Below are 21,527 nucleotides of genomic sequence, written 5' to 3' on the forward strand. Positions count from 1 at the left end.
GTTGTTCCGTTTGCGATGTTAACTTCTTTACTGTCTTTGAAGCCGTGTTCGTAAATCTTCTTAGCAGTGTCGTAACGGTTTGCTCCTGCAATTCTTGTAGCGTTTGGTAGTTTGTTTGCTACTTCTTTGGAGATTGTTAATTCTCCACCCACTACTAATACTTCATCCATTTGTTTCAATACTTCTTGTGTTGCTTTTGGTATGTTGTTTTGTTGTACAAGTAGTATTGGCATGTTATTTTTGTTTGCTAGTGGTGCTACTGTCAATGCATCTGCGAATGTTTCTCCGCTTGCTACTACAGCTTTCTTTGTTCCTGTTAGTTTGATTACTTCTTGTGCGATTTTTGCACTTGTTTCATAACGATTAGCCCCTGCTATTGTTCTAACGTTGTATTGTGATAGGCTGCCTTTTGTTTTGTCGATTGATTGTTCTCCACCTATTACAACTACATTTTTAGCTCCAAGTCTTTTGATTTCTTGTGCTACTACTGAATCTAATTGATCTTTTTTAACTAGCAAGATTGGTGCTTTTAATGCTTTTGATAATGCTGATGCAGATAAGCTGTCTGAGAATTTTTCGTAGTTTGCTACGATTACTGTTTCGGCAGATTTGTAGTATTTTTTGGATACTTCTACTGCTGTTTCAATTCTGCTTCTTCCTGCTACTCTTTCTACTTTTTGTTCTGGGAATTCAACTTGATTTGATTTGTATTCTATTACAAGTGGTTTAATTCCCAAAGAATGAACGCCTGTTATTTTAACAATATTATCTTTTTGTTCAAATGTTAATTTTTCTTTAGTATTATCTTTGTTAATGAAATAGACATCTGCTACTTCTTTTCCTGTTGGAAGTTTTCTTAAAATAGTGAAATCTCCATCTGCAAATTTTGATTTTTCACAGTTTTGTCTCATGCTATTGATTAATACTAAATCCAATACCATCGCTTCTTTGCCTTTAAGCATTGGATAATTGTTATTATCTAAGTGATATGCTAATAAGCTTAATTGTTTGAAATCAGCACCAGTTATTGTTGTGTTTCCTGGTTTGCAAGTTACTTGTCCATTAACTTTTCCTTGTTTAGCATCGATTAATTTAATATCTTGGATTCCGTTACATGAAGAATGATCGAATAAAAGCTTAGTGCCTTCTGTTCCCCATTCAGTTTTATCTTTAACAACTAATGGGAAGGTATCTATAACATATTTGTCATCAAGAGATCTCAAATTATATGTTACATCTTCGTACAATCTTACTTTTATTACGCCCTTGTTATCGGATGTCACTTCAAATGTATCAAATTCACTAGAGAATCTAATTTTTGTATTTGGTACAATTTGACCTTTGTTAATTAATCTTAAATTAAATTGATGTTTACCATCTGTTCCATTAGTCAAATTTGCCAACATTCTTTCGACATCCGTTTTAAGTCCTTCGAATGGAGTTTTCTTAGTTACAACTAATTTGTCTTGAAGCATATTTTTCTTAAAGTTATATGCGTATTCGTTGTTTTTATATGCTTGAATATATTGGTTAAACATTTTATAATCTTTTGATACTAATTGAATGAAATATGAATTATGTTCATACAAATCCAATGCTTGTAATTGATTATTTTCGTTTAATTTGAATTCACCTTCATATCTTTGTTTACTTGAGTTGAACAATTTGAATACAAGGTCATTTTTATCTGCACCTTCAGGTATTTCAACATTAATTGGTTTTGTTTTGATTTTTACTGTAGATACATTGCATGATGATTGTGGTTCTTCTTCTTCTGCTTCTGGTTTTCCTGGACAAGTTGGACAATCAGTATTGTCGTCTAATCCTGGTAATTCATTGTCTTTACCATCGTATCTCTTCAAGAATACTGCTTTTAATTTGTGGTCTTTGCCTTGTTCAGGATATCTATCATCAACCATTGGCCAATATAAACCATCATCTGGAGATTTAGCTAATTTAAATTCAATTGGTTTTTCCATGTAGTATTCATCATCTTTGCCTTCCATGGAAATCTTGTATGTTTTATCCATCATAACATCCATATTCAAGAAAAGACCTTCTTTTGATCTAATTTGAACATTATTTGGATTACCAACTTCTTCTATTCTGAATTTAATATCTTTGTTAACATGTTTTTGACCATGAATAACATAAATTCTTGATAAATATGAGCCTTGGAAAACATCAATTCTATCTAGTTTATTTCCTTGTTCATCTAAAAGAGTTTTGCCGTCTTTTGTTTGAATTCTAATTCCATCTGATTTGTATGGATGTTGTATTGAAGCATCTAATTTGATTGTATACATTGTATCTTTGTATAAATCTAAATCAAGTCTACCATCTTTTGCTTCAACTGTTTCTTCTTGGTGAGCACCAACTAAGCTAAATAAAACAGTTTTTTCATTTAGTTTTCTTTTAGCTGTTGTATCATATACATCAATAGAAATATTTGCTCTTTCTTTGTTCTTAGGTTCATTACCAATTAAGCTTTGACGTTCAACTACTATGATTTTTTCAATTTTTTCGCCAGTTTGTTTAGTTTGAATGTCGTAACTTTTAGCTACTGATTTGTTATCAGTTTTGAACCAAATATAGTTGAAATATCTGTGTGGAACTTTTCCGTTTGTTAAAGTTAAAAATTCTGTAAGTTCTGCTAATCCCAATTTCATTCTACTTCCAACTGGAGCTTTAACTCCTTTTAGATATCCATCTTTTGTATAGTAATCATGCATATCCTTGTTTTCTTTGTTGAAAGTATGGAAATGTAAGTTATCTTCAACAGGTTTTCCATCTTCATATTCTACTTTAATGTCTTGAATAGTTGTAATTTCTCTATTTTTTAATTCTTTTTCTTCAGGTTTTGTATTTTCTAATACCAAAGATTTTAAAACAACTGGCTTACCTGATCCATCAGATGCTTTGATTTCTTTACCATCAAATTTGATATGTGCTGGTTTTTTATCTGCAGTAAATAGATTTGTTATTTTATATTTATCATTATTAACGATAGATACATCGTACATAGTATCTTTGTCTTCCAATTGTGATAAATCTAAAATGCCATCTTTGCTTTTGATGTTTTTAGTGTATACATCTTCACCAAATGGCCATGCATCGACAAATTTAAATTCAATTTCTTCAGTTATTTTTTTATTAGTTTTTGAATCTAATATTTCTAATTTGTAATCATTGTCAACTGTAGGCTTAGTTTCTGGTTTTGTATTTTCTAATACCAATGATTTTAAAACGGCTGGTTTACCTGATCCATCAGATGCTTGAATTTCTTTACCATTAAATTTAATATTTGCTGGTTTTCCATCTGCAGTTAAAAGATTTGTTATTTTATATTTATCATTATTAACTATAGATACGTCGTACATAGCATCTTTGTCTTCGATTTTTGACAAATCTAAAATACCGTCTTTGCTTTTTATGTTTTGAGGATATTCTTCATCTTCATCCCAAGTATCGACAAATTTGAATTCAATTTCTTCAGTTATCTTTTTATTAGTTTTTGAATCTAATATTTCTAATTGATAATCCTTGTTATTTTCGGCTGGAGTTTCTGTTTCTTCAGGATTTTTTTCTGGTCTCTTGTATCCTTCAATTATTATTGAATGATTTCGTCTAGCCATGAATCCTCCTTCTTGAATTACTTGTACTTCTGTATTTTCTTTATTGAAAGCAATATCCATTGCGTCTTGATTATCAGAAGCATATTTTAATTTTAGCTTGTTGTCTTTAGGAAATGACACCTTAGCTTGAAAGAAATTATTAGGATTTTTTATTTCTATTACTGAAAAATCCAAGTATCCATCTTTTGATGTAAGTGTTGGAGATATTCCGTTAAATTTGTCAGTAAGTAAAAATTCTATTGGCTCTGTAATTAAATATCCTTGTTCATCGAGAACCTTAACTTCCATCGGACTAACTTTCTTAATTCTAATCTTATCTAATTTTTTTTCAGATTTATCAGAACTTCCATTGTCAACTACAAAGTGTGAATTGTTATAAATATAACTAAAATTTCCTTGAAAATCTAAAAGATCATAATTTTTAATATCACTTTTGTTTTTGAACTCTACATTTAATGCAGTGTTTTTTGGTAATTTAGACAATTCAATTTTACCATTTTGGGTAATCACACTGTATTCTTTATTAGCATTTACGTCTTTGAAAAGAATTTCTACTTTTTCATTAAATGCTTTCCCTTCTTCATCTACAACAGATAGTATTCTGTTGTCTTCATCTGCATTTGCAAATGATACAGCTGGAGCAATAACAGATAGCACCATATTAAATACTAGTAACATGGCTAGTAACTGCTTTGCTATTTTGCTTGTTAAATTCTTCATAATTCCTCCTTGAAGTATATTCTCTTTTAGAATATCATTAATCTACAATATAAAACAACAAATTATATATTGTGATTTTGAATAAATAAGCTTTATAATAGCCATTCATCTATTATTTTTCTGTTTTCATACATATATCCACTCTATAATTGTGCATTTTACAGTAAATCTCATTTATTTATTTTTTCAATAAATAGGCACAAAAAGTCACACGATAATATGGTGACCCATAAAATTCGTGCGACTTTTCTTACTCTATTTAATCAATTCTTTTACAACTGATTCACTTATTGAGTTTTCTCCACCAAATACATTAACTTTTTCAAATTTTGATTCTTCGAAAGCTTGTTTTGTAGCTTCTGGAATTTCATTTGCTTCTGCTAATAATATTGGGCAATCGATGGAGCCTATTACTAAGCTATCCGCAAAGTTTGTTCCGTTTGCGATGTTAACTTCTTTACTGTCTTTGAAGCCGTGTTCGTAAATCTTCTTAGCAGTGTCGTAACGGTTTGCTCCTGCAATTCTTGTAGGGTTTGGTAGTTTGTTTTCTACTTCTTTGGAGATTGTTAATTCTCCACCTACTACTAATACTTCATCCATTTGTTTCAATACTTCTTGTGTTGCTTTTGGTATGTTGTTTGGTTGTACAAGTAGTATTGCCATGTTGTTTTTGTTTGCTAATGGCGCTACTGTCAATGCGTCTGCGAAGTTTTCTCCGCTTGCTACTACAGCTTTTTTAGTTCCTGTTAGTTTGATTACTTCTTGTGCGATTTTTGCACTTGTTTCGTATCTATTAGAACCAGCTATTGTTTGTACGTTGTATTGTGATAAGCTGTTTTTAGCTTTGTCAACTGAGTGATTTCCACCTATTACGATTACATTCTTAGCGCCTAATCTCTTGATTTCTTGTGCTACTACTGAATCTAATTGATCTTTTTTAACTAACAAGATTGGTGCTTTTAATTGTTTTGATAATGCTGATGCTGATAAGCTGTCTGCAAATTTTTCGTAGTTTGCTATGATTACTGTATCAGCTGATTCGTAGTATTTCTTGGAAACTTCTACTGCTGTTTCAATTCTGCTTCTTCCTGCCACTCTTTCTGTTTTGATTTCTTTTTCATCTGGAGTTGTAGTATTTTCTTTAATCTTAGCTATTTCATCTTTGATTTCTTTAGCTAGCTTGTCAACTTCTTCTTGAGTTGCATCTTCTTTCTTAACTAAATCTTCAGCTTTTTTGATCAAATCTTGTAATGCTTTTTCTTGTTGTTCATTAAGTTTATTTTCTTCTTTCTTATTTAACAATTCTTCAGCATTTGTTTTTTGATTTTGAAGTTCTTTAGTATCAGCTTTTTCAACTTCTTTTTCTTTAATTGTAGCTAATGAGTCTTTGATTTCTTTAGCTAATGTGTCAACTTCTTCTTGAGTTGCATCTTCTTTCTTAACTAAATCTTCAGCTTTTTTGATCAAATCTTGTAATGCTTTTTCTTGTTGTTCATCAAGAACGTATTTATCTTTCTTCTTCAACAATTCTTCTGCATCTTCTTTTTGACCGATAAGTTGTGTTTTATTAGCTTTTTCAATTTCTTTTTCTTTGATATTAGCTAATGCTTCTGTTAATTTGTTATTAATTTCATCAACCTTTTCTTGTGGTTGTTGTTCATTTATAACAGTTTTTGCTTCTTCGATTAATTTGTTAATTTCAGCTATTTGTTCTTCTGTAACAGCGTATTTTTCAGAAACTTCTACAATTGATTTTGCTTTAAGAATATTGTCTAATAAATCTTTTGTATCAACTGGATCTACTGCATTAGGATCTTTTCTGTTGATTACAACTTCTTCAATTGCTTCATTTCCAGCATCGTCGTATGCTTTGATTTGGAATTTGTTTTCGCCAATTTCCAATGGAACTTCTATTTCAAATCCCCCAGAAATTCCTTCTTCAATTTCGAAATTATCCCAAGTTTTGTCAATTCTTGTTAGCATTGATTCGTTAAGATACATTTCGAAGTATGTCATATTTTCATGACCTTTTGCTTTGATTGTAGCCATTGGAGATTTTTCATCTTCACGTACTACAGTGTATTCAATTGTTGGAGCTTCGAAGTCTTTTCTGATTCTTCTGATTATAGTATCTTCGATGCTGTCTCCTCTAACGTTTAATCCTTCAGCTTTGATTTGTAATTCGTAAACATATCCGTCAGCTAAGTTAGAAATATCTAATTCATGGTCGAATGAGTAACTGCTGTCTCCTTCTTTGTTGAATTTGATTTCTTGAGCTTTTGTTCCTTCAACTTGTTTACCATCTCTAGTTATAGTTAATGTTAACTTGTCTAATTGATCTACTTTTGTAACATTACCTTTAACGTTAATCTTCTTGTAAGCTTCTGGGTCTTTTTCGTCTTCGTATTTACCAAATGCTTGATAGTAATCTGGGCTATCTACTCTGATTACAGGCATTGTGTAAACTGTTTGATCTTTTTCTTGTGGTTGTTCTGGTTGTGGTTCTTCTGGTTTTTCTTCACCTTTTATAACAACTGGAATCCAGTAATATGTTTCCATATCGCCAATCTTAACAGATACTCTAATTCCAAATTCACCAGGATTTTCTGTAGTTTTAACATTATTTTCCAATATTCTAACTTCTGCATCTTTTGGTAATCCAACGATGTGTTCTTTGATTTGTTCTAATTCTGGAATTGGATCATTTACTTTCAATTCTATTGGTTTGATTTCAATTTTAGAAGCTATTCCTGTATCTATATCCATTCCTTGAACATTTCTGGAGTTATCCCAAGCGTAAATGCTTAAGTTAGCCAAGTCAAATCCATCAGCTATTTTGAATGTATAAGAGTAATCTCTTACTATTCCAACATTACTGAATTGTTCGTCTTTTCTAACTTCTTGTTCGTACCATTCACCAGTTTTTGTGTTTTCGTATCCTACGCTAAATACACCTGCTCTGTCGTCTTTTGCAGTTACAGTTATTGTTCTGTTTTCTTTGTCGTATTTGTAGCTTAGTTTTGGTGCTTGGTTATCTAACAATATGTTGTATTGATATTTTTGTTCTTTAGCATCTTTGTAATCAACGTGTCCTGTGATTTGATAGATGTATTGTCCTTCTTCAACTGGATTTCCGTTTTGATCTTTGAAATCCCAAGCTGCTCCACCAGGAATGTATTCAAAGTTGTATCTACCATTGTCTTTGTACAATCCATTAACTTTTAGAAGAATTGGGTCGATGAATAAGTTTCTCAATGTTTTGCCATCTTTATCCAAGATGTCGTATTTTACATCAAGAGCGTTTCTCATGATTGTGATTACTGGTGCAACTTCAACATTCATTCCTTCTTGTTTATTTGAATTAACGAATACAGTTGGTTTGCCGTCGACATTCCAAGCGTTCCAGTAGTTCCATCCACCTTTTTCTTGTCTTCTCATAAATCCTGATTTGTCTACTCCACCATTAGGATATTCTATTGGCTTGTAGTTTACATCTTTACTGAAATCAGGCATGTTGTCCAAGAATTGTGGTTGTGACCAATCTCCCTTAAATCCTGTATAAGGAACTGAAAGTGTAGGATTAGTTTCTGATTCGAACATTACATATCCTTGTGCAAATTGATTCTTATCAATTCCTTTTGTAGATATTGTTGCTTTGTATTCAACTTCACTGTTAGCTTTTACTGTAACTTGTGGTAATGTTTTTTCTTCTGCAACGGATGAATGTTCTGTGTATCTTCCATCTTTAACTTCATCTTTTAATGAGATGTATTTTGGTGTAAATGTGATGTCTTTTTTAGAGTAGTTTTTCAATTTGAATGTTGCATTAAATTGATCTCCAACTTCTCCAAGTTCTAATTTACCATCTTCTTTTGTATCTTTTCCACCTGTAGCCGTTACAGTTACATTTGTCTTAACAACATTTTCAAGGTTAACAAGACCTGCACCTTGTTGTTTTGGTGTGTACAATGAAGCGCCTTCTACTTCTGTGTCTTTTACAGGAGTTGCTGTGTTCATCATAACCAAAACTGTCAAGTATTCTTGGATTGGGTCTGGTTTTCCATCAGCAGTTCTCTTCAACCAACCATCTTTGTACAATCTTTGCATAACTAATGCACTTGCACCTGCAACTTGTGGAGTTGCCATAGATGTACCGCTCATTAATGTGTATTTATCTTCATTTATTGTTGAATAAATGTTACCACCAACACCTGCGATGTCTGGTTTTAATCTCAAATCAGGAGTGATTCCCCAAGATGAGAATGTGCTCATTTGTCCACCTTGTGGATTCTTAACAGACTTTACTTCTGTAATGTTTATTTTTTGTTCTGGGTTTTCTTTTAATAATTCAATTAATTTTAATCCGTCTTCGTTGCTAATAAATACAGAAGGGAATTCTTTATTTTCCATTCCAGACATAAATGACAAGTTGTTGCCATCTGGAGTGTTGTAAATTACGATACCAGCTGCACCTTTTGATTTTGCCAATACAGCCTTTTCGTTAAATGAAGCAGCTCCTCTTTGTGCAAGAACGATTTTACCAGTTACATCTTGTCCGTTGTATTGTTCTTCAGTATTTCCTAAACCAACGTGAACGTATTGTCTCATTCCTGTAGTTGTATCTTCATCTGCACCTTCTGCAGTACCTGTTGAAATAGCAATATCTTTTCCTTCAACTAAAACATTTCTTCCTTTAAGGTTTGTGTTTTCCATTGATGCTACTGCATAAGATGGATCTGCAACTGCAGGGTGTCCTGTAGTACCAAAGTCAGGGTTAATCGCTAAATTTGTCTTGCCTTCGCCACCCCAGTTTGTAACACGGTCATTACCCATGGCTACTGAACATACAACTCCAGCTTTTCTTGCTTTGTTGAATGCTGCGTTAGTAGGAGATATTCCATCTCTACTGTATCCTGATCCCATTCCCAAACTCATATTCAATACGTCTGCACCAAGTTTGATGGAATCGTCAATCGCTTTCAACCATACTTCTTCGTAAACTGTAGATACTAATGCATCGTTACTGAATACCTTCATCGCTAATAATTGTGCGTTTGGTGCTACACCCCTTACTCCTTCGTTTTCTGTATCACCATTTGCAGCAACTATACCAGCTACGTGCATTCCGTGGAATCCACCGATACCAGAATCTCTGATTTCTTGGGATTCATCAGCATAGTTGTATCCATAAGGAACCTTCTTGCTGTGCCATTTACCTTTTAATTGGTTTTCTTTGATAACTTTATTGACTTCAGCTTCACTGTTATATCTTGATTTAACATCAGAAGATAGTTTCATGTCTTTGTGAGATGGATCGACACCTGTGTCTATGATACTAACTAACATTCCTTGTCCTGAGAAATCGTATTGATCCCACAAAGTATTAGCCTTAATCATTCCTGGAGCTGAAGCCAAGTTTGGAGATGCTCCTCCTTTTGGTCTTTCAGCCTTCATTTGAGTTGTAATCTTTTTAACTCCTGGTTGTTTTCTCAATTTGTCGATGTCTTTTGCTTTAACTTTGGCTGAGAAACCTGTGATAACTGCAGAAAATTCTTCATCTTTGTCTACTTTAACGTTTTCTTTTTTCAACTTAGATTCGATTTTGGACGCAGTTTTCCTAACATCTGTTTCAGATGCCCTTACAGCCTTTGAGAATCTCGCACTTCTTACGTTTGGTTCTCTTTCGATAGCAGCTTTGTCACTAGTTTCTACGATAACTTTGACTTCTTCATCTGCCTTCACGCCTTGTTCTTGAAGTTTAGCATATGTAGTGCTATCTGTTTGATTAGTTGCAAATGTTGTTGCAGTTGGTAATACCAATGAAAACAATAACACACTAGCTAAAAACTTTTTGGAATATGGTTTCATATTTCCCTCCTATTTTTTTATATGCAAAATCGGCAAAATATTTACCTTTTGCTCTTAACATAATTTTACTTAACTAAATTGTAAATGTCAAACTAATTTTTAAAATCATATTTTATAAATATACTTCTATCGTTTTCATCAAAATAAAGAGAAAAATCCTCACATTTTGCAAATTAAGTTGTTTTATTTGGACAAATTACTGATAACATTTATTGTTCATTGTTTTTTTATTATTTAATTGAATAATAATGTGTAAAACGTGTCCTTTTGTTACATTATTTTTCAAAAATATTTTTTCAAACAAATTTTATTATGAAATCTGTTACCATAATTTTTTCAGAATTTGTTACTATTAACCACCACACAAATACTCTATAATATAAAAATGAGGAGGATTAAATGAACACTAGAAAAATTACTACAACTGCGATTTTCATTGCGCTAACAACGTTTTTTACAATGGTAATCAAAATCCCAGTGTCACCTGCGATGGGTTATGTTAATCTTGGGGACTTCATTATATTATTATCCACTGTCGCATTCGGACCAGTTATAGGAATGATTTCCGCTGCGTTTGGATCAAGCTTAGCAGATTTGTTGCTTGGTTATGCAGCGTTTGCACCTTTTACATTCGTGGTCAAAGGATTGATGGCACTTGTAATGGGATTGTTCTTGAAGAAAATCAACAATCAAAAAACATCTACCGTTCTAATTGCTGGAATTATTTGCGAATTGGTGATGGTCGTGGGATATTACTTCACATCTGTAATTCTTTACGGAAACAAAACAGCAATCGCTACAATTCTTCCAAACTCAGTCCAAGCTGCTGTGAATTTTGTGATATTCGCACTTATTTGGAAGAGATTTTTGAAAATAACTGAATCTATATTGAAAGACTAGAGTGTATTTTATGAAGAAATTATTAATACCTTTGTCTTATTTGGCACAAATTATTGTATTAATCGGGCTGATATTTTTTGATGGATTCGGTCAACAAGGTTTTGTTTTGTTGTGTTTGATTCCGTTCGCTATTTTGAATTTAGCGCTACGAAATCAAATATCCAACAAAAATCTCAGATTATTGCACGTTATAATCAATGTTATATCAATTTTCGCGTTTGCGATTTTAATGATATTATCATTTGTTTTCCCAGTTTCAAACAAATAAATTATTCTTCAAACTAAAAAAACACAGCCTGTCACTAATAGTGATAAGCTGTGTTTTGTTTTTTGTTGAATACGAAAAGTATAACATGAGCTAGAATAATTCCACACACTACATCGATAATGCTGTGTTGTTTTACAAGCATTGTGCTTATGCAAATTCCCACATCCCACAATAAGAATAAAACCTTCGATTTTCCTTTATTTTTCAATATTCTTCTAAACTGGTTGTCGATTATCACGGTTGTGGATACGTGAATGCTTGGACACACGTTATTTGGCGGGTCTATCTTGTGAATTCCTTTTATTATCCACGAACAAATATCATTTCCAGTGATATCTGTTACTCTGATGTCAAGTGCTGTCGGATATATCATATAAATTATCAGTGATATGAACATCACAGAAAACATCGGGATAATTATGTCGTACATATTATCGTATGATTTTCTCTTCAAAAGGTAGACAAATGGTATCACTAGCATCAAAAACCACGACGAGTACATAAGTATCGCTGGTTTATAAAAAGGAATGTAGTCGTCTAGTTTCGAATATACTATGTGATAATTTCTATTGGGTATTTTTTCCATTGCAAAAAACCACACCAAATACACTGCGTAGACTTCAAGTATGAATTTGAGTGGATTTTGATCGTAAATTCGTTTAATGTTTTTCATTTTAATAAAAGTTTCTTCTTTGATATCCTCTTGTAATCGCTATAATTGGCTTGTAGTCAGTGATTTGTGATAGGATTTTGCCTTTCACAATATCGACTATTTGCTTGTCTTCCATTTTTTCATCTATATCTACTCTGATGTCAAAAATCATCTCATCGCCTTCTTTTTTAGGACAAATCCTAAAATCGTTCAATATCCATTCGTCGTTTACATCGTCGATGATTTTTGCGACAATTTCGTGTAAGTTTTGAACTTTCGGATTGTTGACTGCCAACGGATCCATGTGAATCGTCGAATACACGCCCTTTTTTTCTATCAAATCTCTCTCGATTTTGTCTACCAATGAGTGAAGTTTGATGAATTCTTCGGAGCTGTTCACTTCGACATCCACAGTTATGAAGATGTGACCTGGACCGTAATCGTGAACTCTCAAATCGTGCGCCCCGTAAATACCGTCGTATGATGTGATGAAATCGGTGATTTCACGCTCGAATTTTCTAGATGCACCCGTTCCCAAAAGTTTGTCCACAGTGTCAGTTATCATTTCAAATCCGTTTTTGATGATGATAACACCACCCAAAAGTCCGATGTATGCGTCGATGTTAAGGTGCGTCAATTTGAACACTACAACAGATATAAGTACGATGGATGTGGATATGCAGTCGCTTTTTGAATCCACAGATGTTGCCATCAACAAATCAGAGTCGATTTTCTTGGAAATTTTGTAGTAGAATTTGCTAAGCCAAAACTTCGCCACAATCGCTACTATTAGAACAATCAACGAATATATGTTGAATGTGATAATTTCTGGATGAATAATCTTCTTAAATGATGCAACGACCAATTTCACCCCGATATAAATGACCAAAATCGTAATCAATGACGAGAAGATGTACTCCAATCGTGAATGACCGTACGGATGTTTTTCATCGGCGGGTTTCGTGCTCATACTAAAGCTTAGAACCATCAGAATAATACTGAAACAATCCGATAAATTGTTGATAGCATCAGCCATTATCGCTATGGAATTAGTGAGTAATCCTATTATTAGTTTAGTAGAAAACAAAAATAAGTTAATGAACAATCCCACAGCACTGCTCAAATTCCCGTATGATCTACGCGTAGTGAAGCTTTGCGTGTCCTCGTAATTTTTAACAAATTTTTGAATCAAAAAATCTATCATAAAATCCTTCCTTAAAATGTAATTATTTTATTATTATATCAGAGTTTATATCAAATGTTCACAATTAACAAAATATTTACAATCTTACTGTTTCTTTTAGAATAATCAACTTATCCCCAACATTAAGCGTAACATTGCCCGAAGGAACGATGATTTCGCCGTTCTTTGATTGAATCATAACCACAAGTTCTGTGTCAATCATATCGATATCCTTTAACTTCTTGCCATTCCAGTTGTTCTTGTCACTAATTGTGATTTCAACCAAGCCGTAACCTGTCGGATCAAAATAAGATTTACCGCCAATTATAACAGTGTCATCTGCACAAATCACAGTATCGCCACGTGGAACTACAAGTTTGTTATCTCTTATAATTTTTGCAACAATTATATCGAAGTGAAGCCCAATCTCGCTAACCTTTTTTCCTACAAGTTCACTGTGCTCATTTATTTTCGTTTCGATAAAACCAACATCGCTTTTAGAACTGTAATAATTGAAAGTTTTAAGGACAGTATCGTCGGGATCAATCATATCGGTTTTCCTACAAATAATCGGGAAAAGGGATCCTTGAATTAAACAAGACAACAGACAAATCACGAAAATTATGTGGAACAAATCCACAGATAACTTTGCGTTACTGTTGATAACCATAATCGCAAAAGCAATCGCAGCCGCACCTCTGAAACCCGCCGCAGAAATTACAATAAGCTGGTTTTTCTTGTATCCAAAAGGTTTCAAAAGCAGTATACTCGCCAATGGTCTTGCAATAATTGTGATAAAAACCATCACCAAGAAAGCCACAGGAATAGCCTTCACGATACTTTTTGGATCTGCCAAAAGTCCCAGCAAAAAGAACAAACCAATTTGCATTATTCCCGAAAAACCGTCGAAGAAGAACACAACCTCTTTCTTCCTATAATATTCCAAATTCCCAATCATAATTCCCAGTACATACACTGACAAGAACGCATTTCCTCCCAAATTCTTGCTAATCGCAAAGGTTAGAAGTGCGCAGGAAATAATCAGAACAGTAAACAGACCGTCTTGTGAGAAATCTATCTTGAAAATCAATTTTTCGGTCAATTTTGCCATCAAAAATCCTACCAACAGCCCAATTCCAACTTGAAGAAGAATTAGTTTAAACACAGAAGTCTTAGACCCTATCAAAATCGACAAGAAAATCATAGTCATAGTGTAAGCTGTCGGGTCGTTAGAACCACTTTCAATTTCAAGCATTGATGCAGTGGAGTATTTGAGATTCAAATTCTTGCTTCGTAAAATCGAACTCACCGAAGCAAAATCCGTGGAACCTACGACAGAACCCAAAAGCATGGATTCTACGAAACTGATTTTAAGTACAAAATAACAAAAAGCTCCCGTAAGAACAGACGTTAACACAACACCTGCACTTGCCATGATAACTCCCTGTGTTGTCACAGATTTTGCCATTTTCAAATTTGTACCGAAACCACCGTAAAACATAATAATCAAAAGCGCGACGCTTGAAAATTCGTCCACAAACCTGTAATTATTGAAATCTTTTCCGAAAAAATTAAACGATATTCCTAAAATAATAAACAATAAAAACGACGGAATACCATATCTACTTGAAAATTTAACAGCCAAAAGCGCCAACAAAAGCACAACTGCCACGATTAAAATATACATAAATCCTCCTTGGGAAATTGATAGTAAAACGTTAAATTAATTATAGTATATCATAATCGTAAATTGATTATTTGTATAAAAAAACTAATAATTGTATGTCATTTATAGAAAATGACACAAATTTACCCTGAAAACAGCCCATTTATAAATTATTTCAATAAATAAAACTCAAATTTTCCAAAATTTTACGATATAATAAGTATATAGAATATTTTAGGAGGGATTACATAATGAAGAAATTCATTAAAGCTTTGACATTGTTTGCCATGATTTTAGTATTGGCAACCGGCTGCCAAAAAGCTGCTCCTGGAGCTGATAACAAAGGTCCTGGAACTGCAAAAGATGGTAACGAACAAAAAATTGAAACTGCAAGTATGAAACTTGTAAATGCTGTCAACAAGGGTGGATATGAACTTGTATCTACAGAAGATTTGAATTCATGGATTGACCAAAAGAAAGACATGGTTATAGTGGACACTATGCCAGCTAAATCTTTTGACAAAAACAGAATTCCTGGCGCTGTAAATGCTGAATTGCCTATGAAAGCTGACGAATTAAAACCAGAACAAAAAGAAGCTTTCTTGAAAGCTTTGGGAGATGACAAAAACAAAACTGTTGTTGTATACTGTGGTTTTGTTGGTTGTGCTAGAAGTGATGTCGGCGCAATTATCGCAAAAGAAGCTGGATTTACAAATGTATATCGTCACCCAGGCGGAATTGTTGCTTGGATGGATGCAGGATATAAAATCGAAGGTTCTGCAGCAAAATAAGATATTTAATTGGGCAATATTTCATATATTGCCTAATTTTATGTATATATTATGTATATATAAAGGAGGATGTTTTTTTGAAAAAAGCATTAAAGATTTTACTTTTATTGGTATTTGTGGTTAGTTTATCAGCATGTGCTAAGAATAACTCACAAGAAACTACTGAAACTAAGAAGGAAGAAACTACAAAGGAAGACACTAATAAGGTAGAAATCAAAAAAGAAGAAAAGAAGGAAGAAAACTTTGCAGAAAGAAAAGGAACTTTGACAACAAATGTTGATTTGTCAAAATACGATAAAGGCAAGTCTGTAAAATTGTGGTTACCAATTCCACAAGATTCAGAATACCAAAAGATTTCTAACGTTAAGGTGGATTTGGATGAAGCTCACGCTAAACAACAACAAACTACTGACAAGTTAGGTAACAAGATGCTTTATGTTGAATGGGACAAGGAAGCTACTGATCGTAAGGTTTCACTATCTTTTGATGCTGAACGTAAGGAAATCAAAAGAGGAGAACTTACTGAAAAAGAAGACCAAGCTAAAAAGGACGAACTTAAGGAATTCTTACAACCTCACAGCATGATGCCTGTTGATGGTAAAGTTAAAGAACTTGCCGACAAAATCACTGAAGGTAAGACTACTGATTTGGACAAAGTAAAAGCAATTTACGATTGGACTATCGCTAATATGAACCGTGACGAATCTGTAAAAGGTTGCGGTACTGGTGAAGTTGAAAAATTATTGGATATGCCACAAGGTAAATGTACTGATATTCACTCAGTTTTTGTAGCTTTGTGTAGAGCAGCTGGCGTTCCTGCACGTGAAATCTTCGGTGTAAGAATGAGCAAGAAAGCATCTGATGATGAAACTAAAGGTCAACACTGCTGGTCTGAATTCTACCTTCAAGGTCAAGGTTGGGTTAAGGCAGATCCAGGCGATGTGTTGAAAGCTGTTTTGAAACAAAAACTAGACAAATCTGATGAAAAAACAAAAGAACTTGCTGATTATTATTGGGGTGGAATGGATTCACTTCGTGTAGCATTGACTACAGGACGTGATCTTATTCTTGAACCAAAACAAGACGACAAACCACTTAATAACTTCGGTTATCCATACGCTGAAGTAGAAGGCAAAGCTCTTGATTACTACAATCCAGCAGATTTTGAATACAACATCAAATTTGAAGAAGCAAAATAAATTGTAAATTTAAGTAAGAAAATTGGCTCTTAATGAGCTGATTTTTTTGTTTGTAACGTAAAAAACCGGTAAATCTTACATGAGACTTACCGGTTTGTTGGTTTAATTTTAGGAAATGATATATGAAATTAAGGTTATCTGTTTAAGTTAGTGAGGATGGCGTTGAGCTTTTCAATGGAGATTTTGATGTCTTCTAATCTGGATTCAACTCTGATTAGAAGAAATGCTGTCACTGAAATGGGAAAGCCGACGTTACCGACAAAACTTAAGAATTCGTCCATTTGTTATCCTTATTGTATATTCATTGGTTTTTTATCTACAGTTATTACATCTGCTGAGACTTTTTTGTTGTAGATATCTTTTTTGCCAGTGAATGTTTTTGCTTCTAAGATTTTGTCCATTATTGTGCTGATTTCTTGTTCAGTTTTCGCACGGTCATAGTTAGTTAAATTGATGGTCATTGTTTCATTTGAATCATTGCCTATTTTGATTTGTAAATATTCTTGCATTTAAATACCTCCTAAAGTTCTGTTTCTTCTACTACATACGCATGTTTTTCATCAGAATCGACTAATGAATTGATTGCAGCTGCTGCACTTTTCAAATTTTCGTTAGTAGCACCTGATTTTAAGTTACTAAATGTCTTGGAACTTTTCTTTTGTGTTCCGTTTACATCATTTACTGAAGTGATTTTTAATTTTTTCATTTTCACTCCCCCTTTCATTTATACATACATTTGTAGGAGAGTTATTACTATTGGTATTCAAAAAAACAAGCTCACCTAATAAGATGAGCTTGTTGCTTTTATAAATTGTATTAGCGCAACCAATGCTGATAGGATGATTGCTACGTTGTAATCCAATTCGAAAATATTTTTGGCAAATACCGCCATTAATATTGCAAATACTGCTAAATTTACGAACAGCACGTATTCTAGCTTGGATGTTTTGTGCTTGATGATTTTGTAAGTCAAATACACAAACATCAGTATAAGCACTGTTATTATAACTGGAATTACGATATTCATGTCGACAAGTTGCTCGAACATCATGTTTTTGTACATTACGTGTCGTTGCATTCCCATTTTGTGTTTGGTGAAATAATGCACGATAAATATCGCAAATAAAGCTATGATTTGGATTACAGATAAAATTCTTCTAAATATTTTCATTATTTTGTTGCTTTGTCGTTTGGTAATTTGTCAACTGTTGTGAATTCTACGTCCTTGTCTTTAGGATCTCCAACTTGTACTGGAAGTTCCTTGTGCATTTGCCATTCGTTCCAACCACCATCAAAGATTGTTGGGTTCAATCCGTTTTCAAATGCTATAAACCATGGCAAAGTTGCTCTCCAACCTGTTCCACAGTAGAATGACATTTCTTTGTCTGTAGATATTCCTTGTTCTTCCCACATTTTCTTAACTTCATCAAATGATTTGTAAGTTCCATCTGGGTTTGTGTAGAAAGACATATCAGAGTTGTCTTTTCCTGATTTACCCCACAATGCGCCTTTTGGTTCACCAGCTTTTGGAATGTAAGAATATCCTGATTCAATTCCCTTCCATTCTTTTTCACTTCTGATTGAAATTAATTGAAAGTTCTTGTCGTTTTCAAGCTTGTCTTTTGCTTGATCCAAAGAAATCAAATATTCTGGATGAGCTGGGATTTTTGTTCCAAAATCAGTTACTGCGACTGGTTTGTTTTCAGTAGTTTCAGTTTCAAATCCTTTATCTTTCCAAGCTTTAATTCCACCGTTTAAAATTTTAACGTGTTCAACACCTGCATACATATAAGTGAATGCAACTCTTGTAGCTCCAGTGTCAGGACCGTAAACTATAACTGTTTTGTCCTTTGTAATTCCTTGTGCAAGTAATGCTTTTTCGATTTCTTCAGGTGATCTCAAGTTCCATACTGGACCAACTTCTACTGAATCTGTGTTAACGTGGATTGCTCCTTTGATGTGTCCGTTACCTTTTAAATAATCTGGGCTGTCCTTAGCTTCTCCCCAAGTTGCTTCAACTAATACGTAATCTTTTACATCGCTTTTTCCGTCGATTACATCCTTTACATATTGTGGATCGACGAAGATTTTTCTGTCAACTTCTTTATTTGAAGCTTCTTCCTTCTTTTCTTCTTGTTTTTCTTCTGATTTTTGTTCAGTCTTTTGTTCTGTTTTTTCTTCTTGTTTAGTGTTATCTTTGTCGTCGTTTTTAGCACATGAAGTGAAAGCCATGCTCACAACAGCAACTAATAGCAATAATTTGTATAGTTTTTTCATAACTCCTCCTAGAATTAATTTGTTACAAGTTTATTTTACCATATAACGTTCAAATTATTTATAGATTTTTTCTATAAATGAAAAAATGGTATAATGTAATCAAATAAGCAGGTGATTTAATGACACAGAAATCTGAAAGTTTACAAATAATGTTCATACTAACACTAATCGGAGGATTCTTGGATAGTTATAGCTACGTAACCCGTGGTGGAGTTTTCGCATTCGCACAAACAGGAAATCTCGTATTACTCTCGATTAATATTTGCTACGGGAATTTGGACAAAATAGTGCGCTACGTTATGCCGATTATTGCATTCATTTTGGGGACAACTTTGGTTAGAATATTTGAGAAAAAGCACAAATACATGAAAATAGTACATTGGAGACAAGTTATCATAGTTTTTGAAGGAATAATACTCGCATTAGTTGGATTTATCCCAGAAAATTTGAACAAATTAGCATGTCTTCTCATATCATTCGTATGCGCAATGCAAATCGAAGCGTTTAGAAGATTCAATGGAGTAGATTTAATGACCACAATGTGCACAGGTAATTTGAAAAAAGCAACCGACAGACTCATCGACTACTTCTACACAAAAGATAACAACCTACTCAAAGCATCATTTACAACATATTCTGCAATCTTGATATTCATACTAGGCTGTATAATCGGAACATTAACATCAATTGTCTACTCAACAAAATCAATACTCATACTTCCTGTCATAATACTCATCGCATTCATCATAATGCACGAAACAGAAAGGAACAAAAAATGAAACAAATGAAAAACCCAAATGAAACAAATGGATACGTAATGCTTTACACAATGCAAGACAAAAGATCACTCGACGTATTAAAAAAAGAAAAAAGATTCATAAACAAATTGGAATACGCAAGTGAACATTTGGGAGACATATATGAGTTTTTCAGAGAAAAATACACCTATTTTGTCAAACAAGCAGAACAAATCGTCCCAAAACCTGACGATGTAAAACTACCAATATGGTGCTCAGTCAGTAACAAAAACTGCATGAAACCAGACGAAAACTCCGTAGCGTATTGCCTCAAAGTACCCGCAGAAAAGATAGTCTATCTAGATGGAGCAAAATGGGACTACGTACTCAATAACCACTACGTACCATTAAATGAAGAAGATTTGAAACAATACTACAAATATTTAAAAGATAACAAAATGCCCAACCCGTTTCTAATAGGCTCCGAAGACTATAGATATTTGTATCCTGAAGAATACAACAAAATCTATCAAAGCTACAAACGAATCTTCGACATCGATGAATGGAACATCTTCGCAGTCCAAGGAAACATCTGGGAAATCACAGAAGACATGATAGTCAAAGTATACTACCATGACGACCCAATAGATATATCAGAAGAAAATTTAATAGACTATTTGTAAAAATCTTAGAATTATTAATTGATACAATATAATTGAAAAGGAAATGAAAAATATGGAATTTATTATTAAAGAAATAGAAAATAAAAAAGAAAAAGAAAAAATATCAAGAGAAATCTTGAATGACTTACCAGAATGGTTCGGCATGCCAGAAAGCACTGAAGAATATATCGTAGATTCCCAAAACAAGCCATTTTTAGCGTGCTTTTTAGAAGAAAATCCTGTTGGTTTTGTAGTTTTAAATAATACAAGCCCAGATTGTGCGGATATATTTGTAATGGGAATCAAAAAGAAATTCCACCGTCAAGGGCTAGGAAAAAAATTAAATGAAGCCTATGAAAATTTGGCTAGAAAACTAGGATACATCTATTCACAAGTAAAAACAGTAGAAACAGGTCACTACGAAGAATACGACATAACCAACAGCTTTTACCAAGCCATGGGCTATAAAAAACTAGAAGTATTCCCAGATTTGTGGGATGAATGGAACCCTTGCCAAATTTATATAAAATTCCTTGGCAAATAAAAAAATCATCCAAAGCTAAGAATATCATACGGAGAAAATAAGTATAAATCCAAGTGAAATAAGCCGTCAAGAATCGCACTGTTTGAGCGTCAGCGAGTTTGCGATTTCAGGCTTATGAGCTTAGGATTTATTTATTTTCGTAGTCTAGATATTCGTGCTTGATGATTTTTTAAATTTAGAGCTGAAACAATCTATGTAGATAAATTCAAAAAGTATATTACCAAAATTACATTCAGATTTTTCTGAAAAAATCCGACCAACTTGACTCTAAAAATTTTCCGTAGATTATTACCTGTAATTTTGGTTTTCTACTCATCTTTTCTTTTCCTTATAAAGTATTTTAATAAGCATCAAAAAAGCAGTTAAGCCTTATTGCTAAGAATATCATACGGAGAAAATTCAAGTTGTTTCAAATCGAAGAAACC

The 21,527-nt window shown here is 33.2% G+C and carries 17 protein-coding genes; 7 read left to right on the forward strand and 10 right to left on the reverse strand.

What is annotated here, in order from left to right:
* Window positions 1–4,355: cell wall-binding repeat-containing protein (locus tag DES33_RS09785; protein ID WP_249033610.1), on the reverse strand; the 4,355-nt coding region annotated here is incomplete at its 3' end.
* Window positions 4,356–4,610: 255 nt separating this feature from the next.
* Window positions 4,611–10,223, reverse strand: a complete 5,613-nt coding sequence (locus DES33_RS04385; protein WP_110058184.1) for a cell wall-binding repeat-containing protein — start codon at window positions 10,221–10,223, stop codon at window positions 4,611–4,613.
* 399 nt (window positions 10,224–10,622) lie between these two features.
* On the opposite strand from DES33_RS04385, the gene DES33_RS04390 reads away from it, so the two are divergent.
* Together DES33_RS04390 and DES33_RS04395 are read left to right on the forward strand one after the other, a co-directional pair.
* Complete coding sequence (locus DES33_RS04390) at window positions 10,623–11,123, forward strand: ECF transporter S component (RefSeq protein WP_110058185.1); 501 nt, start codon at window positions 10,623–10,625, stop codon at window positions 11,121–11,123.
* Window positions 11,124–11,133: 10 nt separating this feature from the next.
* Window positions 11,134–11,391, forward strand: coding sequence for a hypothetical protein (locus DES33_RS04395; RefSeq protein ID WP_110058186.1), 258 nt, complete (start codon window positions 11,134–11,136; stop codon window positions 11,389–11,391).
* Window positions 11,392–11,425: 34 nt separating this feature from the next.
* On the opposite strand, the gene DES33_RS04400 is transcribed toward DES33_RS04395, so the two are convergent.
* From DES33_RS04400 to DES33_RS04410, 3 genes are all read right to left on the reverse strand, one after another.
* Window positions 11,426–12,064 carry a phosphatase PAP2 family protein gene (locus DES33_RS04400; RefSeq protein WP_110058187.1) on the reverse strand — a complete coding sequence of 213 codons (639 nt, stop codon included), beginning with the start codon at window positions 12,062–12,064 and terminating at the stop codon, window positions 11,426–11,428.
* Between the two features lies 1 nt (window position 12,065).
* The gene (locus DES33_RS04405) at window positions 12,066–13,247 is read right to left on the reverse strand and encodes a cation diffusion facilitator family transporter (RefSeq protein ID WP_110058188.1); all 1,182 of its coding nucleotides are present in this window, start codon (window positions 13,245–13,247) and stop codon (window positions 12,066–12,068) included.
* Window positions 13,248–13,323: 76 nt separating this feature from the next.
* The gene (locus DES33_RS04410) at window positions 13,324–14,913 is read right to left on the reverse strand and encodes a potassium/proton antiporter (protein WP_110058189.1); all 1,590 of its coding nucleotides are present in this window, start codon (window positions 14,911–14,913) and stop codon (window positions 13,324–13,326) included.
* A 230-nt stretch (window positions 14,914–15,143) separates the two neighbouring features.
* Between DES33_RS04410 and DES33_RS04415 the strand changes: the two genes are divergently transcribed.
* Window positions 15,144–15,683: a rhodanese-like domain-containing protein gene (locus tag DES33_RS04415; protein ID WP_094206593.1), complete on the forward strand. Its 540-nt coding sequence runs from the start codon at window positions 15,144–15,146 to the stop codon at window positions 15,681–15,683.
* 77 nt (window positions 15,684–15,760) lie between these two features.
* A complete protein-coding gene (locus DES33_RS04420) occupies window positions 15,761–16,882 on the forward strand; it encodes a transglutaminase-like domain-containing protein (protein WP_110058190.1) in 1,122 nt (373 codons plus the stop codon).
* 134 nt (window positions 16,883–17,016) lie between these two features.
* Here the strand turns inward: DES33_RS04420 and DES33_RS04425 are convergent, their stop codons facing one another.
* The 5 genes from DES33_RS04425 to DES33_RS04445 form a co-directional block, all read right to left on the reverse strand.
* Entirely contained in the window at window positions 17,017–17,163 is a 147-nt protein-coding gene (locus tag DES33_RS04425) for a YvrJ family protein (RefSeq protein WP_002835918.1), read from the reverse strand.
* A gap of 9 nt (window positions 17,164–17,172) precedes the next feature.
* Complete coding sequence (locus DES33_RS04430) at window positions 17,173–17,391, reverse strand: DUF2922 family protein (RefSeq protein WP_094206589.1); 219 nt, start codon at window positions 17,389–17,391, stop codon at window positions 17,173–17,175.
* 11 nt (window positions 17,392–17,402) lie between these two features.
* Window positions 17,403–17,588, reverse strand: a complete 186-nt coding sequence (locus tag DES33_RS04435; protein WP_110058191.1) for a DUF1659 domain-containing protein — start codon at window positions 17,586–17,588, stop codon at window positions 17,403–17,405.
* A 75-nt stretch (window positions 17,589–17,663) separates the two neighbouring features.
* The gene (locus tag DES33_RS04440) at window positions 17,664–18,053 is read right to left on the reverse strand and encodes a hypothetical protein (protein ID WP_110058192.1); all 390 of its coding nucleotides are present in this window, start codon (window positions 18,051–18,053) and stop codon (window positions 17,664–17,666) included.
* Window positions 18,053–19,159, reverse strand: a complete 1,107-nt coding sequence (locus tag DES33_RS04445; RefSeq protein WP_110058193.1) for a sulfurtransferase — start codon at window positions 19,157–19,159, stop codon at window positions 18,053–18,055. Before DES33_RS04445 ends, DES33_RS04440 begins: the two co-directional genes overlap by 1 nt.
* A 119-nt stretch (window positions 19,160–19,278) precedes the next feature.
* On the opposite strand from DES33_RS04445, the gene DES33_RS04450 reads away from it, so the two are divergent.
* Genes DES33_RS04450 through DES33_RS04460 form a run of 3 tightly spaced genes read left to right on the forward strand, consistent with a single transcriptional unit; the run spans window position 19,279 to window position 21,102 of the window.
* The gene (locus DES33_RS04450; protein WP_094206492.1) at window positions 19,279–19,938 is read left to right on the forward strand and encodes a YoaK family protein; all 660 of its coding nucleotides are present in this window, start codon (window positions 19,279–19,281) and stop codon (window positions 19,936–19,938) included.
* Window positions 19,935–20,579, forward strand: coding sequence for a DUF3841 domain-containing protein (locus DES33_RS04455; protein ID WP_110058194.1), 645 nt, complete (start codon window positions 19,935–19,937; stop codon window positions 20,577–20,579). The genes DES33_RS04450 and DES33_RS04455 overlap by 4 nt, the downstream gene beginning before the upstream one ends.
* Before the next feature lie 52 nt (window positions 20,580–20,631).
* Window positions 20,632–21,102 (forward strand): GNAT family N-acetyltransferase, encoded by a 471-nt coding sequence (locus DES33_RS04460; RefSeq protein ID WP_110058195.1) that lies wholly within the window; start codon window positions 20,632–20,634, stop codon window positions 21,100–21,102.
* Window positions 21,103–21,527: the final 425 nt, after the last annotated feature.

Source organism: Finegoldia magna (genome assembly GCF_003182075.1).
In the GTDB taxonomy this organism is placed as follows: Bacteria; Bacillota; Clostridia; order Tissierellales; family Peptoniphilaceae; genus Finegoldia; species Finegoldia magna.

What these genes read in the sequence shown, in the direction of transcription:
- DES33_RS04385 (WP_110058184.1), bottom strand. Translation starts at nt 10,223, where the DNA reads ATGAAACCATATTCCAAAAAGTTTTTAGCTAGTGTGTTATTGTTTTCA.
- DES33_RS04390 (WP_110058185.1), top strand. Translation starts at nt 10,623, where the DNA reads ATGAACACTAGAAAAATTACTACAACTGCGATTTTCATTGCGCTAACA.
- DES33_RS04395 (WP_110058186.1), top strand. Translation starts at nt 11,134, where the DNA reads ATGAAGAAATTATTAATACCTTTGTCTTATTTGGCACAAATTATTGTA.
- DES33_RS04400 (WP_110058187.1), bottom strand. Translation starts at nt 12,064, where the DNA reads ATGAAAAACATTAAACGAATTTACGATCAAAATCCACTCAAATTCATA.
- DES33_RS04405 (WP_110058188.1), bottom strand. Translation starts at nt 13,247, where the DNA reads ATGATAGATTTTTTGATTCAAAAATTTGTTAAAAATTACGAGGACACG.
- DES33_RS04410 (WP_110058189.1), bottom strand. Translation starts at nt 14,913, where the DNA reads ATGTATATTTTAATCGTGGCAGTTGTGCTTTTGTTGGCGCTTTTGGCT.
- DES33_RS04415 (WP_094206593.1), top strand. Translation starts at nt 15,144, where the DNA reads ATGAAGAAATTCATTAAAGCTTTGACATTGTTTGCCATGATTTTAGTA.
- DES33_RS04425 (WP_002835918.1), bottom strand. Translation starts at nt 17,163, where the DNA reads ATGGACGAATTCTTAAGTTTTGTCGGTAACGTCGGCTTTCCCATTTCA.
- DES33_RS04430 (WP_094206589.1), bottom strand. Translation starts at nt 17,391, where the DNA reads ATGCAAGAATATTTACAAATCAAAATAGGCAATGATTCAAATGAAACA.
- DES33_RS04435 (WP_110058191.1), bottom strand. Translation starts at nt 17,588, where the DNA reads ATGAAAAAATTAAAAATCACTTCAGTAAATGATGTAAACGGAACACAA.
- DES33_RS04440 (WP_110058192.1), bottom strand. Translation starts at nt 18,053, where the DNA reads ATGAAAATATTTAGAAGAATTTTATCTGTAATCCAAATCATAGCTTTA.
- DES33_RS04445 (WP_110058193.1), bottom strand. Translation starts at nt 19,159, where the DNA reads ATGAAAAAACTATACAAATTATTGCTATTAGTTGCTGTTGTGAGCATG.
- DES33_RS04450 (WP_094206492.1), top strand. Translation starts at nt 19,279, where the DNA reads ATGACACAGAAATCTGAAAGTTTACAAATAATGTTCATACTAACACTA.
- DES33_RS04455 (WP_110058194.1), top strand. Translation starts at nt 19,935, where the DNA reads ATGAAACAAATGAAAAACCCAAATGAAACAAATGGATACGTAATGCTT.
- DES33_RS04460 (WP_110058195.1), top strand. Translation starts at nt 20,632, where the DNA reads ATGGAATTTATTATTAAAGAAATAGAAAATAAAAAAGAAAAAGAAAAA.